The 17,278-nt window shown below is 43.1% G+C and carries 8 protein-coding genes; 5 read left to right on the top strand and 3 right to left on the bottom strand.

Translation table 11 applies throughout. The features are described from left to right. The first annotated feature begins 230 nt into the window (after window positions 1–230). The 3 genes from DBK98_RS08510 (at window position 231) to DBK98_RS08500 (ending at window position 4,817) form a co-directional block, all read left to right on the top strand. Complete coding sequence (locus tag DBK98_RS08510) at window positions 231–458, top strand: twin-arginine translocase TatA/TatE family subunit (RefSeq protein WP_005775616.1); 228 nt, start codon at window positions 231–233, stop codon at window positions 456–458. A 33-nt stretch (window positions 459–491) separates the two neighbouring features. Further along, entirely contained in the window at window positions 492–1,292 is an 801-nt protein-coding gene (gene tatC, locus DBK98_RS08505) for a twin-arginine translocase subunit TatC (protein ID WP_032531167.1), read from the top strand. 81 nt (window positions 1,293–1,373) lie between these two features. Beyond that, entirely contained in the window at window positions 1,374–4,817 is a 3,444-nt protein-coding gene (locus DBK98_RS08500) for an AAA domain-containing protein (RefSeq protein WP_080594379.1), read from the top strand. 410 nt (window positions 4,818–5,227) lie between these two features. Here DBK98_RS08500 and DBK98_RS08495 read toward each other — a convergent pair whose 3' ends face one another. Together DBK98_RS08495 and DBK98_RS08490 are read right to left on the bottom strand one after the other, a co-directional pair. After that, complete coding sequence (locus DBK98_RS08495; protein WP_005810225.1) at window positions 5,228–6,475, bottom strand: PNGase F N-terminal domain-containing protein; 1,248 nt, start codon at window positions 6,473–6,475, stop codon at window positions 5,228–5,230. Between the two features lie 13 nt (window positions 6,476–6,488). Further along, entirely contained in the window at window positions 6,489–7,838 is a 1,350-nt protein-coding gene (locus DBK98_RS08490; RefSeq protein ID WP_032537164.1) for an alpha-L-fucosidase, read from the bottom strand. A 456-nt stretch (window positions 7,839–8,294) separates the two neighbouring features. Between DBK98_RS08490 and DBK98_RS08485 the strand changes: the two genes are divergently transcribed. Continuing rightward, entirely contained in the window at window positions 8,295–9,740 is a 1,446-nt protein-coding gene (locus DBK98_RS08485) for an MFS transporter (protein ID WP_005775609.1), read from the top strand. 71 nt (window positions 9,741–9,811) lie between these two features. Here the strand turns inward: DBK98_RS08485 and DBK98_RS08480 are convergent, their stop codons facing one another. Then, window positions 9,812–13,897, bottom strand: coding sequence for a two-component regulator propeller domain-containing protein (locus tag DBK98_RS08480; RefSeq protein WP_032537254.1), 4,086 nt, complete (start codon window positions 13,895–13,897; stop codon window positions 9,812–9,814). Between the two features lie 184 nt (window positions 13,898–14,081). Between DBK98_RS08480 and DBK98_RS08475 the strand changes: the two genes are divergently transcribed. Further along, complete coding sequence (locus tag DBK98_RS08475) at window positions 14,082–17,267, top strand: TonB-dependent receptor (protein WP_032537165.1); 3,186 nt, start codon at window positions 14,082–14,084, stop codon at window positions 17,265–17,267. The last annotated feature ends 11 nt before the right edge of the window (window positions 17,268–17,278 follow it).

Genomic DNA, 17,278 nt, shown 5'->3' with positions numbered 1-17,278 from the left:
AGGGGGCGCATTGAAAGTCTTTCCACCACAGGGGATACAGAGTAGCACAGAATATTCATATTGATAATCTATGATTTAAAATTTATTCTGCGCTACTATGTGTCCTTATGGCAAGTTTTGACATAGCCCCTCTTTTCGTTTTTATCGCTTCCGTTTTCGCTTTTATGATTCCGCTCCTTCTATTTTCATTCAAAAAAATCTATCTTTGCACAAACTAATACAATGATGTTATGACAAACCTGTTATTATTGGGATTTATGCCCAGCGGCTCCGAATGGATTATCATTTTGCTGGTTATTCTCCTGCTCTTTGGCGGAAAAAAAATTCCCGAACTGATGCGAGGTCTCGGCAAAGGAGTGAAAAGTTTTAAAGAAGGCGTAAATGAAGCCAAAGAAGAGATAAACAAAGCTAAGAACGAAATAGACGAACCTTCAGATACGGAGAAGAAAGATAAATAATTCTTTTGCTCTCTCCATCTTTATCTTTGCATAATGGCAGAAAACAAAGAGCTGACTTTTTGGGACCACCTGGACGAACTGCGCCGGGTACTTTTTCGGATGATTGCCGTTTGGTTTGTACTGGCTGTGGGATACTTCATAGCCATGCCTTATCTGTTCGACTCTGTGATTCTGGCACCCTGCCATAACAATTTTATCTTTTATGACCTTCTCCGCGAAATAGGGCATACATTCAATCTGACAGACGAATTCTTTACCCAAGACTTTAAAGTCAAATTGGTCAATATCAACCTGGCTGCCCCCTTCTTCATTCATATGTCCACTGCTTTCTGGATGTCGGTGGTCACTGCTATGCCCTATCTGTTCTTTGAAATCTGGCGTTTTATCAGTCCCGCTTTATATCCCAACGAACGAAAAGGAGTGCAAAAAGCACTTACCATCGGTACGGTTATGTTCTTTATCGGAGTCCTGCTGGGCTACTTCATGGTCTATCCTCTCACTCTACGCTTCTTATCCACTTACCAACTCAGTGCTGAAATCGAAAACCAGATTTCTCTGAATTCCTATATTGACAACTTTATGATGTTGGTATTATGTATGGGATTGGCTTTTGAACTTCCGCTATTGACATGGTTACTCTCTCTGTTAGGGTTGGTCAACAAATCGTTCCTTCGGAAATACAGGAGGCATGCCATCGTTGTAATTGTAATTGCCGCAGCTGTAATCACTCCTACCGGCGACCCTTTCACACTCAGTGTTGTCGCCATCCCGCTCTATTTGCTCTATGAAATGAGTATATTGATGATTAAAGACAAAAAAGCGGCCAGTTCATAGAGCTCTACGTTTTATTGCCAACCATCATCAGATGTTTCCATCTACATTTTTGTCCATCCGCATGAGATTCCGGGAATTATCATGTATTTTTGCTGTATGGAAAATGAAGTGAACGAATCTTTTGAGATCCTGCTTGCAGCTTGCCAGACCACAAACGACAATCTGGCAATGGCTTACAAACAGTTACGTGACCTGCTTGAACGATTGTGCCGGGCGCAAATGCAGGATGAAAGCCTTCAGATGACTGACCTCTCAGCACGTATCAGTTTCGTATCCGCACGAGCCGGCCTGACGGTTGTCGAACAAAACCGGCTGCACACTTTCCGGCTGACCTCGAATGCCATTCTTAACCGCAAGGAAGAACCGGTACGCGAAAAACTGCTGCGAGATATCAAGACACTTGCTTTCTTTATACGCAAACTTTATGAAATTGAGATTCCCAGTACGCTCTATCGCCTACTGCCTCGTACCGATGCAACTTATATCGTGGCTCCTCCGGCTAAGAAACAGGTAAAACGAATGCGTGTATGCTATCAATATGCAGACGAACAGTATCTTTATGTTATTCCGGTCGATGCGCTTGCCGATGAGTTTCTCCGGGTACGCTATAACGTTCCTCAAATCAACGAGGAATTTGCGCAGACTTGTGAAATTCTATGGCACCATGCCCAACTCAATTTGCTCGATGTAGCTATTGACGAAGCCGGCATTCTGACCCCTTCGTTCATTGTACTTGAACCGGACTATCTGATCGATATCAGTTCGTTAGCCGAATGCTTCCGCGATTACGGACATCATCCTGCCAACTATGTATTGGCACGCCTCCAGCCCATTGAGAACGCCCGTCCGCTACTTCTGGGAAACATTGCCAACCTTTTTCTTGACGAATGGATTCATGCTGAAGAGGAACCGGACTATAGAGAATGTATGCAGAAAGCTTTCCGCCGTTACCCGATTGAGCTGGCAGCCTGTGCCGACTTACGCGATAAGGAGAAAGAGCGTCAGTTCTTTGACGATTGCAAACTACACTTCGAACATATCCGGGAAGTGGTAAACGACACTTTCCATGCTCCGGGTTACGAATTGGACAAGAGGGACGCTGTGCTTGAACCTTCTTACATCTGTGAAGCACTCGGTCTGCAAGGACGACTGGATTATATGCAACGGGACATGTCGTCCTTCATCGAAATGAAATCCGGAAAAGCAGACGAATACTCTATCCGCAACAAAGTAGAACCGAAAGAAAACAATAAAGTACAGATGCTGCTTTACCAAGCAGTGCTGCAATATTCTATGGGGATGGATCATCACCGGGTAAAGGCTTACCTACTCTATACACGCTATCCCTTACTCTATCCGGCACGTCCGTCGTGGGCAATGGTACGCCGCGTCATCAATCTGCGCAACCGGATCGTATCCGATGAATACGGAATCCAGCTACGAAACAGCGTGGAATATACTGCTTTAAAACTCCAGGCCATACAGTCCGACGTACTTAATGAACGAGGATTATCCGGCCGTTTCTGGGAACAATATCTCCGCCCTTCCATCGATAACCTATCGCAGAAACTGGGTTCACTCACCTCGTTGGAACGGTCGTACTTCTTCGTACTCTATAATTTCATAACCAAGGAGTTATATACTTCCAAATCTGGAGATGTCGATTATGAAGGCCGCACCGGTGCAGCTGCCTTGTGGCTCTCCACTTTGGCAGAGAAATGCGAAGCCGGGGAAATTCTTTATGACCTGCACATCAAAGAAAACCATGCAGCGGACAAACATAAAGCACATATTCTTCTTTCACAAAAGAAGAACGAACCTTCGTCTGAAGAAACGAAAACATCTCCGGAAAAAAACGAGCCACAAGCCCTGCCTAATTTCCGCCAGGGAGATGCCATTGTTCTCTACGAGCGTAACGGAGATGAGGATAACGCTACTAACAAAATGGTATTCAAAGGCAATATCGAATTCATCACAGAAGAAGAGATAGGTATCCGCCTGCGCTCCACTCAGCGAAACAGTTCCGTACTTCCTCCGGACAGCCTTTACGCAATCGAACACGATACCATGGATACCACTTTCCGGAGCATGTATCAGGGACTGTCAGCTTTTGCTTCGGCAACAAAGGAACGGCGTGATCTATTGTTGGGACAACGTCCGCCCGAGTTTGACTCCGGACTGGACGGACACATTCTTTCCGCCACCGATGACTTCTCCCGGGTGACTCTGAAAGCACAGGCTGCCAAAGACTATTTCTTACTGGTAGGTCCTCCGGGAACCGGCAAAACTTCGTGTGCCCTGAAGAAAATGGTAGAAACCTTTCATAGGGAAGAACAGGCGCAAATACTTCTCCTTTCATATACTAACCGGGCTGTAGATGAAATCTGCAAAGCCCTTTCGTCTATCCACCCGAAAGTCGATTTTATCCGTGTGGGCAGCGAACTTTCATGTGATGAAGCCTATCGCGACCACTTGATTGAAAATGAACTATCACACTGCTTCCGCCGGTCCGAAGTAACCGAGCGCATCAGTCACTGCCGTATCTTTGTAGGGACAGTGGCCTCCATTTCCGGTAAGCCCGAACTCTTTCGCCTGAAAAAGTTCGATGTAGCCATCGTGGATGAAGCCACTCAAATTCTGGAGCCTCAACTGTTGGGCATCCTCTGTGCCCGCAGTGAAGATGGAGAAAATGCCATTGGCAAATTTATTCTGATCGGTGACCATAAGCAGCTACCTGCTGTCGTATTGCAAAATACCGGACAATCGGAGATTTATGATGAGGAGCTACGTGCTATCGGACTGAAAAACCTCAAAGATTCTCTCTTTGAGCGCCTCTATCGTACCGCACGTACATCATCAACCGATCTTCTCCCTTCTGTTTCCTCTTCATCACCCAAAGGACATCGCTCCTTCGATATGCTTTGCAAGCAGGGACGGATGCACCCCGAAGTGGCCCTTTTTGCCAACCGTGCTTTTTACGAAGGGCGGTTGATCCCGGTGGGACTTCCCCATCAGGTTGAAACCATAGAAGGAATGTCAAGAATAGTCTTCCTTCCTTCAGAAGCAGAACCACAAGGAGCTTCGGCAAAAGTCAACCACTCGGAAGCGTGTATCACAGCCCGGCTTGCAGCAGACATTTACCGGCAATATGCCGGGACTTTTGAAAGTACACGCACCTTAGGGATCATTACCCCTTACCGAAGCCAGATCGCTTTGATTAAAAAAGAAATTGCCATGTTGGGAATCCCGGAACTGAACTCAATTCTGGTAGATACCGTAGAACGTTTTCAGGGAAGCGAACGAGATGTCATCATCTATTCATTTTGTGTAAACTACCCCTACCAACTTCGCTTCCTCTCTAATCTGACAGAAGAAAATGGAGTCCTTATAGACCGGAAACTAAATGTCGCGCTGACCCGCGCACGCAAGCAAATGTTCATTACAGGAGTGCCCCGACTGCTTGAACAGAATCCAATTTATGACAGTTTGATAAAATTAATAAAACAGCGAGAGGCATTATCTTAATTTTGCAGTCCTTAGCTTTTATTCTTTCTTTCTGAACTTCGTTAACACCTCAGTATATCGCAAACCGCTATATTTGCACTACGTTTTTTTCATAGAGATTTAGATTTAAGGTTAGAAGAATTGTGGAAGTCGTGAGACTTCCCTTTTTTTCATCTTAAAGTTTGCTTTCTTTTTGAGCTAAAGCATAAAAAGAAAGTAAACCCAAAAAGCCGCTTCGTGAGAAGAGGCTTTTTTTATATCCTATCGACAGAAATCACCACAGAGGACACGGAGGACACAGAGTTTTAATTTCTTGCTTAGTATATTAAAGAAAATATTCTCTGTGTTCTCTGTGTCCTCCGTGTCCTCTGTGGTGAATCAAATTCAAAGCAGTATAGAATTATACACTTACGGGATGAACCCTAACGCAATCATTCCTCCCATACCAGATAAGCTGAAACCAGCCAATGGTTCAGTTTATTCCCATCTACAACCTGAGCCTCAGGAATACTGACCGTAAAAGTGTGCTTGCCGGGAGTAAGCGTACCAATAATTGCCTCTTCGGGCACAACGTCCGAACCGGGACACCAATTGGAACGGGAAAGATCCGAAGAAGCCAGCGGCTCTTCCACTTCTTTCTCTGTATACCCCTTTTCACCGATATAAGATGCCAAACGTTTGATCAGCCAAACACCGGTCGCCGGATTGAAACGCCGGAAAGAAGCACAATCATCACGCCAAGGAACAAAGTTGAGCACCTCTTTCCCATCAACAGAAATAATGTTACGCTTTTGCACAAATTCGTCCCCACCGCTATGGCCACCATGTCCGGTCACTATATATTTAAGACGGATATTTTTTGCTCCTTTGGGAACTGTAAAATCAGTAGATACATCCCGACGGGCAAAAATATCAGGATAGCTCTGTCCCATATAATAAACGGTATTCATCAACGGTTCTACATGGCGTTTCGGAAGAGCGTCACAAGTAAGGCGACTTTCTTTCACGTCAATATCCGCACTTACCAGATAACCTTCAGAAGTCCAGGTATCAATATAAATACCGACATAAGCCTCTCCTTCAAGCAAAGGATAAAGATCGGTAATATCTTGTTGCCAGGTAACATTGCTTTCCCACTTGGGGATATAAACCGGACGGCGTTTGCTGCTCAGTGAATCATTGTTATTACTATAGTACCCCACACCGAATGGAGTCATAAAACGCATCAACTCTACTGTAGGCAAATAGTCTTTTCCGGAAACGATACCTACCATTTTTTCCAACTTCAAGCTATCTACCGGAGGAAACTTCGCACCATCACGAGCGATTGTCAGCAGATTGACAGCTGATGACTTGGGCAACACAAAACAAGAACCCGACTTATCCCAGCGATCACCGTTGGAAGCAAGGGTAATCTTTAGGTTCACCGACACATTTCGTTTGTATGCAGGAAGAGTTATCTTCTTCAGGATGATACGCCCATTGACCAGATGGTATACACCTGACTCATCCGCCCCGTTATAATTATTAGGATACGTATCAGGAGAGAAACGTACATTCACATTCTCAAATACCGGAACGTGAAGGTCGCCTTTGGCAGGCAGGTTCTTATGTCCTCCCGCCCAAAGCTGAACAGAAAGGAATAGAAAAACGAATAAAGAAGTTAATCTGAAATTCATAAAGGTTTATTTTTTAATTACTTTCAATCACTTGCCCCACTCCACGATAAAGCTTGATAGGACCATCGAGTAACACAGCAATCACAGTGATCTGTTCATCCTGCACACGTTCGGGAATATCGATATAGAGGTTTCCCGGCACCTCACTCCAATAGTTCTTGTTATAAACCTTGTATGGCAACATAGCTCCGTTACCCACTACCCATACACGGTTCACCTTATTGACAAGCCCTTTCACCTCAATCGGGCCGTTTGGCTTATAAGGTAAGTAAAGGTAAAGAATATCGCCTGCTTTATTCAGTGTGGTATACCCTTGAAAATGCTCACATGGAATACCGGCACGCGTCTCGTAGATAGCTTCCTTATGCTTCTTCGTCCAACGTCCGAACTCTTTCAGAACAGCAATCTGTTCAGCAGGAATAGTTCCATCTTCTTTCGGTCCTATATCCAGAAGCAGATTACCACCCATGCTGAGGCAATCGACAAAAGTACGCAGCAGCATGAACGGAGTTTTATAATTGGTATCAGCATGTTGATAGCCCCACGAATCGTTCATGGTCATGCAAAGTTCCCAATATTTATCTGCAGGGCGAACCACAGGAACTCCTTGCTCGGGTGTGGCATAATCACCATATCCCTGAATACGGGAGTTTACTATAACATTCGGATTAGTGGAACGCAGCAAATTGATGATCCCTCTCGAATCCCAGGCTTCAGCGGTTTGTTCCCAGTCTCCGTCGAACCAATAAAGATCGGGCTTCCAGGTTTTATTCAGTTCAGAAAGCTGTCCGAAATTGAAGTTAACAAACTTAGCCCAACGATCCGGATCGTTTTTGTAACGTACTTCCGTGCGAGTTTTATTAGGATAATCGGGATGCGACCAGTCAAGCAGCGAATAGTAAAATCCAAGTTTTAATCCTTGTTTGCGCACCTCCTTCACAAAAGGAGCAATCAGGTCACGCCCGGCAGGAGTGCTTTTCACGGTACTCAAGTCACCCACCTTCGTATCCCAAAGAGCTACACCATCATGATGCTTGGTAGTGATGACGGTGTAACGCGCGCCACTTTCCTTAATCAGTTTCACCCATTCCTGAGGATTGTAGGCCGATGCCGTAAATCCTTTCTCCTGAGCCATGTACTCTTCATAAGGAAGGTAATTGTTGAAAAATGACCAGCTCTCAGATACTCCGTTCACAGCATAGATTCCCCAATGAATAAAGATTCCTAACTTGGCCTGGGAGAACCATTCCATTCTTTTCTCTTTCTGAGCAGCCGTTTCCTCAGTAGGAGTCGTTTGGGCGTTCAGCCCAAACCCTAAGAGAAACAAGGCAATAAGGGTAATGATCAATCGGTTGTTTTTCATTTTATTTTAATTATGTTTTGTCTCAATTAAGGCAAAGATAAAATTTCTATCTTGAAATACAAAATAAAAGGAAAAACATAAAAATCGAACCGCACATCCTCTGCCTATACCACAATCCGGACCGAATCCGGAATCAGCGCCCCGAAGTTTTCATATATTATTTACATTTCAAGCTTCATTAAAGTCTATTTCGTATTGGAAGTACTCCAACGCATCCCAAGAAAGTAAGTCCGGTCTATTTTCAATTCAAACGTAGTTCCTATTTTTTAGTAAGACAAACCGTGTGCGAAAACAATATTTATTGTGTTCGATAACGTATTTATTCTTCCTTTTTATGAATATATCATAAAATAATCCCTGAAAGTATGAAAATAAGTAGCCAATATCATTGGATAACATCAAATAATGCGTATTTTTGGCTCCGAAACAAAACCGGAAAATTTTAAATCAAATAGTATGAATACACTTCAAAACACTGTGGGGAAAATGACAAACTACAGATGGACAATTTGCGCCATGTTATTTTTCGCGACAACAATAAACTACCTCGACCGCCAGGTGCTATCGTTGACCTGGGATGAATTTATCAAGCCCGAGTTTCATTGGGACGAATCACATTACGGCATTATAACTTCTGTGTTTTCCATTGTATATGCCATTTGTATGCTTTTTGCCGGTCGGTTTATCGACTGGATGGGTACTAAGAAAGGCTATCTCTGGGCTATCGGTGTATGGTCGGTAGGTGCCTGCATGCATGCATTTTGTGGAGTTGTGACCGAAGAGTATGTAGGTATGCATAGTGCAGCCGAACTGATAGCGGCGACAGGCGATGTAGTGGTAATACTCGCCACTATAAGCATGTATTGTTTTCTGGTTGCACGCTGCATCCTGGCACTTGGTGAGGCGGGTAACTTTCCGGCTGCCATTAAAGTAACGGCCGAATATTTCCCGAAAAAGGATCGGGCGTATGCCACTTCCATTTTCAATGCCGGTGCCTCTATCGGCGCTCTGATTGCTCCTTTAAGCATTCCATTACTGGCCAAAGCCTGGGGATGGGAAATGGCGTTTGTTATCATCGGTGCCCTCGGTTTCATATGGATGGGGTTCTGGGTATTCATGTATACAGCTCCTTCTAAAAGCAGATTCGTAAACAAAACAGAACTCGAATATATCGAACAAGACAAACAGGAGAACGGAACAATACCCGCAAAAGAAGATAAGGAAAAGAAAGGCATGACTTTCCGGCAATGTTTTATGTATAAACAAACCTGGGCTTTTGCATTCGGCAAGTTCATGACGGATGGAGTATGGTGGTTTTTCCTCTTCTGGACACCCTCCTACCTGAGCACTCAATTTGATATAAAAACCTCCGAAGGATTGGGTCGGGCACTGATTTTCACTCTTTACGCAATTACAATGCTGTCCATCTATGGTGGAAAGATTCCCACGATTATCATTAATAAAACGGGACTAAACCCGTATGCAGCCCGCATGAGAGCTATGCTGATTTTCGCCTTCTTCCCTCTGTTGGTACTACTCGCCCAACCACTGGGAACCATCTCCCCCTGGCTTCCGGTTATCATGATCGGTATCGGAGGTGCTGCCCATCAATCCTGGTCCGCCAATATATTTTCTACTGTAGGTGATATGTTCCCCAAAAGCGCTATCGCCAGCATTACCGGTATCGGCGGCATGGCAGGTGGAGTGGGTTCGATGATTCTCCAATATTCAGCCGGTAAGCTGTTTGTACATGCAGATATAACTCAAATGGTATTTATGGGCTTCGTCGGTAAACCGGCCGGGTACTTTATAATTTTCTGCATCTGTTCGGTAGCCTACCTCGTTGGATGGATTGTGATGAAGGCATTGGTTCCCAAGTATAAACCCATCATATTGGATTAAAACAAGCACATAGCAGACTGAAATAAAGAGTTAATTCTTCGTTCCTGAACAGGGGGTGAAGAATTAACTCTTTATTTACTTTCCATGTATTTTGAAGGAGGTACACCAAACTGTTCCGTAAAGTGCTTTCTCAACGTCCGGGCATCGCTGAATCCTACCATTTCGGAGATTTCCTGAATGGAATAACGATTCTCCATAATCAATGAAGCAGCTTTACTTACCCGTATACTTCGAATCATATCGACTACAGATAACTCACTACGCTGCTTTACCTTCCGGTACAAAGTAGGCTGGCTCATGTGAAGTTGCTCGGCCAGCATCTTGACATTAAAATTATCATCAGACAGATTCTTCTCAATCACATTAATAAGTTTCTGCATAAATACGTCATCTGCCTCTTCATCTTCAGCCGGCTCCTGCTTCAACATCAAAGCTTTGGTATAAATCCGTTTCAAGCGTTCGCGTTGAAGAATCAGATTCTCCACTTTCGCTTTCAACACTTCCGGATTGAAAGGCTTCATCATATAGTCGTCCGCCCCGCTACGAGAACCTTGCAGTACATCTGCATCTTCTGCCCTGGCTGTCAACATCAGGATAGGAATATGGGCTGTCTCTTGTCGTTCGCGTATCTCCCGGCAACAAGCAAATCCGTCTTTGACTGGCATCATCACGTCCGAAATAATTAAATCGGGAATTTCTTTTGTGGCAACTTGAATACCTTCTTCACCATCGGCAGCCTCAAGTACCGTGTATTTTGCTACAAACAAGGAACGGATATACTGACGTACATCTACATTGTCTTCAATAATCAGAAGCGTTTTTTTAGTGACCGGAACCTCCCCTTCTGTGTTTTCCTGTATGGACAAGGGTTGAAATTGCGGCTCCATTTCATGTTTATGATAATCTACCACTTCGTATAAGTCACCGATAAAATGAGATTTACCTTCCGGTATCAATAGAACAAACGTAGAACCTTTCCCAGGTTCACTGTCAAGAGTGACTTGTCCATGATGCAGATCTATCGTATTTTTCACAATCCGCAATCCAATACCGACTTTGGTTGAAAAAGCCGGTGAATTATCGCCGGTGATGAAAGAATCAAAAATACGTTTTTGCAATTCATCCGGAATTCCCGTTCCCGTATCTGATACTGTTATCCGGCAAAAGCCCTTTCCATCCCGCTCCATGCGGGTCAGAGAAAGCAAAACTTCTCCGTTTGGCGAAGTATATTTAAAAGCATTGGATAACAGGTTACTGACTGATGAAGTTATTTTCTCCGTATCAATCCAGAGATAAACAGGATCATCTGGGAGGTGTACATTGAACGTAACCCCATTCACTCCTGCCATTTGGCGGAATGACTCAGCCACCTCCTTTACTAATCCTACAATATCCGCCTCTGATAAACGGAGTTTCACCATTCCGGCTTCTATTTTCTGTACATAGAGTAATTGATCGACCAGCGTATGCAGAGAAGCTCCGTTTTTATACATGGTATATAGTTTGCTATATAACGGATCGGAGGCTTTAATATACTGCAACAGCTCTTGTAGAGGTGAGAGAATCAAAGTCAATGGAGTACGCAATTCATGTGCGGCACTTGTAAAAAAGTTCTCGCGCTCCATCCTGATCTGCCGCTCCTTTTCACGCTCCAGATTTACCGTCAATAGTTCATGCTCCATTCGCATCTCATGTTCCATGCGCCTCTGACGAAGTTTAACCAAACGGATCAAATAAGCCACTATTCCAACTAATAATAAGAGAATTAATAATCGGAAAGGCAATGTACGACTCCAATGTGGCAAAATATGTATCTGGAGCAAAGTCACCTTTCCATTCCTTCCGTCAGGATAGATACTTTTCACCTCAAATGTATAATCTCCCTCTGGCAAATTTGTATAAGCCGCTTTCTCTCCATCGTTAGAAACCAACCATTGCGTCTGATAAGGCAATAAGCGATAGTTATATTTCTGCTGCTCTTCAGCATAAGAAAGATTATTGAAAGTCAAAGCGAAATCACGATTCTCATTGTTTAAAGTAACCGAACCTGTATATGAAATACCTTCTTTCAACACTGTCTGCTCGTTGATTTTATCACCAATCCCAACAGAACGGTTATCTACTTCAAGTTCTGTAATAAAAACTTTATCTCCAGCAAGACGCACATCTACATTATCCGGATTAAAATAGGTAAGTGATTTATTATTGCCGAAAAATAACGTTTTATCGGCGAGCAACGCAGAGCGGTTACTACCACTAATATAATAATTATAGAAAAGATGTTGATGCCGACTGTAACGAGAAACGCCCGAATTACTTCCCAGCCAAATATGCCCTCGGTGGTCTTCGACCAGGCATCCGATGAAATTACTACACAACCCGTCCCGGGTCGTATAGTATTCTCGTATCGCATCTGTTTTTGGGGAAAGAATGGCAAAACCATCCATATAGCCCACATATACATTGCCATCGGAAGAAACCAGCAAAGAACGGACTGAACTATTTTTAATATTCGCAACCTTTTCATAGCCTATTTTTATGCTCATCTCACCTTCGGAATCGAGCTTCAGTTTACAGACTCCTATATTACTTGTGCCCAACCAGATTGCTCCATCCTTCGTTCCGACAATAGCCCGCACGTGAACCTTGGTAGAATCCTTAAAGGCCTTCTCAATTGAGATTTTCTGGGAGACCCCGGATTTAGTGTTCAGCTTCCATACTCCATTATTGGTACCTATCCATAAACATCGGTCAGCATCCATATACAATGCCCATACTGCGGCTACATTAACTCTCCCCTTGTCTTGTAAAGATCGCAGCCGAAACTGCCCGGTCGCTCCATCATAAAGAGTCAATGTCCCATCACTGTTTCCAAACCAGAGCGAACCCCTATTGTCTTTCATGGCACAAAGGACAGTATTTTTTTTCCGGACTTCAGGAGTGCCGACAGTAATGAAACTCATTCGTCGTCCCAGTTGAAAAGGTTGCTCACTTTTCATAATACCTTGATGGAAAGTAGCCATCCAGACATATTTCCTGCCATCCATGACAATACCACAAACTTCATTATGCCTCTCCTGATGAAACTGGTTATAAAACTGTGACCTCAAATCAGAATACATCACTCCCCCTCCATTCGTACCTATCCAGACAATGCCATTGGGATCATAATAGGCTGATATCATTCTCGTCTCCAAACTCCGGTGAAGTTGCGAAGCTGTATTATTGTATATTTCAGTAGTCATCTTTTCCGGGTTATCTTTATCTTGTAATAATAAAGTATACCCACTCCAAGTTACAGCTAAATAACGATCGTTTTTAATAGGGACAACCCGAAAAACATCAGTATGTGAAAGACTGTTTTCTTTATTATTTTCCTGATAGGTAATTCTGTCTGCATGCCCGGAAGCAACATGATAACGTAAAATGCCCTGCCCGACAGTAGAAATCCAGACGATTCCTTTATCATATAATACAGAGGTTACATCCCAAACTTTATTTCCCCATAAAGACACCTTTTTAGACTGCTCCAAAGATTCAGGGCGAAACAAAATTAAAGTTCCCCGTCCCGTAATTAGACATAAGGTTTTCTGACTGTCAGCATAACACATTGCGTAAAAACTATCAGTAGAATCAATCAGGTCTTTATACTGTTTCTCACATTCTAATTTTATCAGAACAACCTCTCCCTTCTCATTCTTGACCTCTCTCTTTGTATATAAATATAATGTATGCCCTGAAAACGCCCAAAAAGAGTTGTTTTCTGCAGGCATGATGTGAGGGATACATATACGACTATGATCTGTTGCATGAACAACCGGTATAAATGTCTCTGTTGTCCGGTTAAAACAATATAAAATATTTCCGGCAATGACTCCTAAATATTGATCGGACATTTCTACGATCTCCTTCACATGCATATATGCCTGTGAAGGAGAGAAATTCTTTATTGACTTACCGTCATAACGGCTCAAACCATTATTAGTCCCAAACCACATAAACCCATCCCTATCTTTATAAATTGAGGAGATGGTATTATCTGCCAATCCATCTTGCATAGTTAGCAGACGAATATCTTTATCAAAAAAAGCATAACCGGAAACAATCGGGTAACTACATACAAACAGAATCAGTAAAAAGAGATTTAGCTGCTTCATCATAATATCAATTTACTGCAAATAAACAAAATAAAGACTAAACATACAAAAGAGATTTGAAAAAAACACGCCATTGAATTAAACGTGTATGCTGAATGATACAAGCGTGTCCCTCCGCAATCTGCCAATCCCAGTAAATTTGCCATGTAATTAAACCTTATGTATAACTTTAAATAAGAAACGAATGAAAAAAATTTCAATCTTATTCATGTTGCTGCTCGGCATCACTTCATTGTATGCACAGCAATTCAACATTACGGGTACTGTGATTGACAAAAAGCTCAATGAGCCAATCATCGGTGCCACTGTTCAAGTAAAAGGGACAAACAACGGAACCGTCACAAATCTGGATGGTGAGTTCGCCCTAAAAAATGTTGCAAAAGGAAGTGTATTAAACGTGTCTTATATAGGATACGTAACTCAGTCAATTTCCCTCAATGGTGCCCAAACATCTTTCAGGATTGAATTAAGTGAGGATTCAAAAACACTTGATGAAGTAGTGGTAGTCGGTTTTGGTACCCAAAAGAAAGTAAACTTAACCGGAGCCGTTACCAGTGTAGATACCAAAGCACTGGCTTCACGCCCAGTATCACAGGTGGGACAAGCCCTGCAAGGAGTAGTTCCGGGATTAAACCTGTCCACCCCTGATTTAGGAGGACAGTTGGGACAAACAATGAACGTAAACATCCGTGGAACAGGTACCATTGGTAAAGGATCAAGTGCCTCACCACTTATCTTGATCGACGGAATGGAAGGTAACATGAACAATCTGAATCCGGAAGACATTGAAAACATCTCTGTACTAAAAGATGCCGCTTCTTCTTCCATTTATGGATCACGTGCCGCATTCGGTGTTATCCTGATCACCACTAAAAAGGGTAAAGCGGGTAAAATGCAGGTAAACTACAACAACAGTTTCCGCTATTCCGGACCAACTAATCTTCCTAACCAAATCGATTCGTATCGCTTTGCCAATTATTTCAATGAAGCATCTATCAACCAAGGTGGTAGTGCAATATTTGATGAAGAGACCATAGACCGTATCCAGAAGTATATGGCAGGTGAAATTACAACAACTACCATAGCTAACGGCAACAATTGGCATTTCCACGAGAAAGCCAATGATAACGTAAACTGGTGGAAAAAGCATTTTCAATGGGCCTGGTCAAATGAACACAATATCAGCCTGAACGGAGGTACAGAAAAATTGCAATACTACGTTTCGGGCAGTTACCTGAATCAGGACGGTAACCTCCGTTACGGTAACGATAATTACAAACGCTATAATGCAACGGCAAAAGTAAATGCGCAAATTAATAAATACGTAGACTTCAACATAAACACCAAATTCGTTCGTTTTGATCTTGACAATCCTATTTACCTTGAAGAAGGTGGACTCCTTTATCATGATATTGCCCGCATGTGGCCTATGATGCCTTTTAAAGACCCGAACGGCTATTATATGAGGAATGGTAAACTCAACCAATTGACTGACGGCGGACGTGCCAAAACACACAATGACAATATTTACCTTCAGGGACAATTGGTGATTCACCCTATGAAAGGTTGGAATATCTATGCAGAAGCAGGAATGCGGGTTATCAACCAAAATAAACAAACAAACCTAAACCCCATCTACGAGCACGATGTAAACGGTAACCCGTTGGCATTGGCTTTCAGCGGCAGTTATTCTCCAGGATCCTCTTTTGCACGCTCAGCCTACCAAAATAGCAATTTTTACACAACAAGTGTATATACTGATTACACATTGCAAATAAAAGACCATTACTTCAAGGCATTGGTCGGAATGAATACCGAAGAATATATTTATCGCGAACTCGCAGCCCAGCGTCCTGATGTAATCAGCAGTCTTGTTCCGGAAATCAGTGCAGCGACAGGAGAAGACAAGATTGATAGTTCCAAATACAATGACTGGTCCACAGCCGGATTCTTCGGACGCCTCAACTATGCTTATAAAGACCGTTATATGGCTGAAGTAAATGTTCGTTACGACGGTTCTTCCCGCTTCTTGAGAGATCAGCGCTGGAACGTATTTCCTTCTTTCTCTTTAGGATGGAATGTAGCCCGTGAATCATTCTTTGAACCAATCAACGATATTATTGGCACACTGAAACCTCGTGTTTCATGGGGTATGTTAGGTAACCAGAACACAGACTCTTACTATCCGTTCTATCTGACACAAAGTGTAACAGCCAACGGTGGCAACTGGTTAATGGACGGCAGCAGACCAACAACAGCCGGAGTTCCCGGAATGGTCAGTAGCACACTTACATGGGAGAAAATCTATAATACCAATTTCGGTATCGATCTCGGCATGTTCAACAATCGTCTGAACATGACTTTTGAATACTTCATCCGCAGAACCAAAGATATGGTAGGACCGGCAGCCGAAGTAGGTGCTATTTTAGGAACTTCACTACCCAACACCAACAATGCTGAATTAAAAAATAAGGGATGGGAACTACAGGCTAACTGGAGAGATAATATCGGAAAAGTAAACTATAATGTAGGATTCAATCTTTCTGACAACCGTGCCAAAGTCATTTCATATCCTAACGCTTCTAAAGCTCTGTGGGATGCAAACGGCAACGCCCTTTATTACAATGGAATGACTATCGGAGAGATATGGGGATACGAAACCGAAGGTATTGCCCATACAGATGCTCAAATGACGGAATGGTTGGCTAACAATGACCAAAGTAAGATAGGTTCTGCCTGGGGAGCAGGTGATATTATGTACCGGGACCTCAATGGCGATGGCGTAGTAGACAAAGGAAATAGTACAGCAACAGATCATGGTGATTTAAAGAAAATCGGGAACAGTACTCCCCGCTTTCGTTTCGGATTGAGCTTAGGAGCTGACTGGAAAGGCTTTGATGTCCAGATGTTCTTCCAAGGTGTCATGAAACGTGATCTTTGGTTGAGCGGTCCGATGTTCTGGGGAGCAGACGGTGGCGAGTGGCAATCTGTAGGTTTCGACGAACATCTCGATTATTTCCGTCCTGAAAACACAACTTCTATATTCGGAGCAAATGTCGATTCATACTATCCCAAAGCATATCTGGGTGATAAAGGAAACAAAAACAAGCAGACTCAAACACGCTATTTGCAGAACGGTGCTTATATGCGTATGAAAAATCTGCAAATCGGATATACATTCCCCAAAGCCTGGATGAATAAAGCAAAAATTGAAAAGCTCCGTGTTTATGTCAGCGGTGAGAACTTATTTACAATTAGTGGTATCGCCGATATGTTCGACCCTGAAGCAACTGCCGGTAACGGATTCAGTAACGGAAAGACCTACCCATTGTCAAAGACTATTTCATTTGGTTTAAATATAACTCTTTAAAAAGCAAGTAT

This window comes from Bacteroides sp. PHL 2737, from assembly GCF_004115325.2.
Taxonomy (GTDB): Bacteria; Bacteroidota; Bacteroidia; order Bacteroidales; family Bacteroidaceae; genus Bacteroides; species Bacteroides hominis.
The sequence above is the reverse complement of the archived record's forward strand: the minus strand, read 5'-3'. Positions and strand labels throughout refer to the sequence as shown.

Coding starts and splice junctions, on each gene's coding strand:
- DBK98_RS08490 (WP_032537164.1), bottom strand. CDS start 7,838: ATGAAAAACAACCGATTGATCATTACCCTTATTGCCTTGTTTCTCTTA.
- tatC (WP_032531167.1), top strand. CDS start 492: ATGGCAGAAAACAAAGAGCTGACTTTTTGGGACCACCTGGACGAACTG.
- DBK98_RS08480 (WP_032537254.1), bottom strand. CDS start 13,897: ATGAAGCAGCTAAATCTCTTTTTACTGATTCTGTTTGTATGTAGTTAC.
- DBK98_RS08485 (WP_005775609.1), top strand. CDS start 8,295: ATGAATACACTTCAAAACACTGTGGGGAAAATGACAAACTACAGATGG.
- DBK98_RS08510 (WP_005775616.1), top strand. CDS start 231: ATGACAAACCTGTTATTATTGGGATTTATGCCCAGCGGCTCCGAATGG.
- DBK98_RS08500 (WP_080594379.1), top strand. CDS start 1,374: ATGTATTTTTGCTGTATGGAAAATGAAGTGAACGAATCTTTTGAGATC.
- DBK98_RS08495 (WP_005810225.1), bottom strand. CDS start 6,475: ATGAATTTCAGATTAACTTCTTTATTCGTTTTTCTATTCCTTTCTGTT.
- DBK98_RS08475 (WP_032537165.1), top strand. CDS start 14,082: ATGAAAAAAATTTCAATCTTATTCATGTTGCTGCTCGGCATCACTTCA.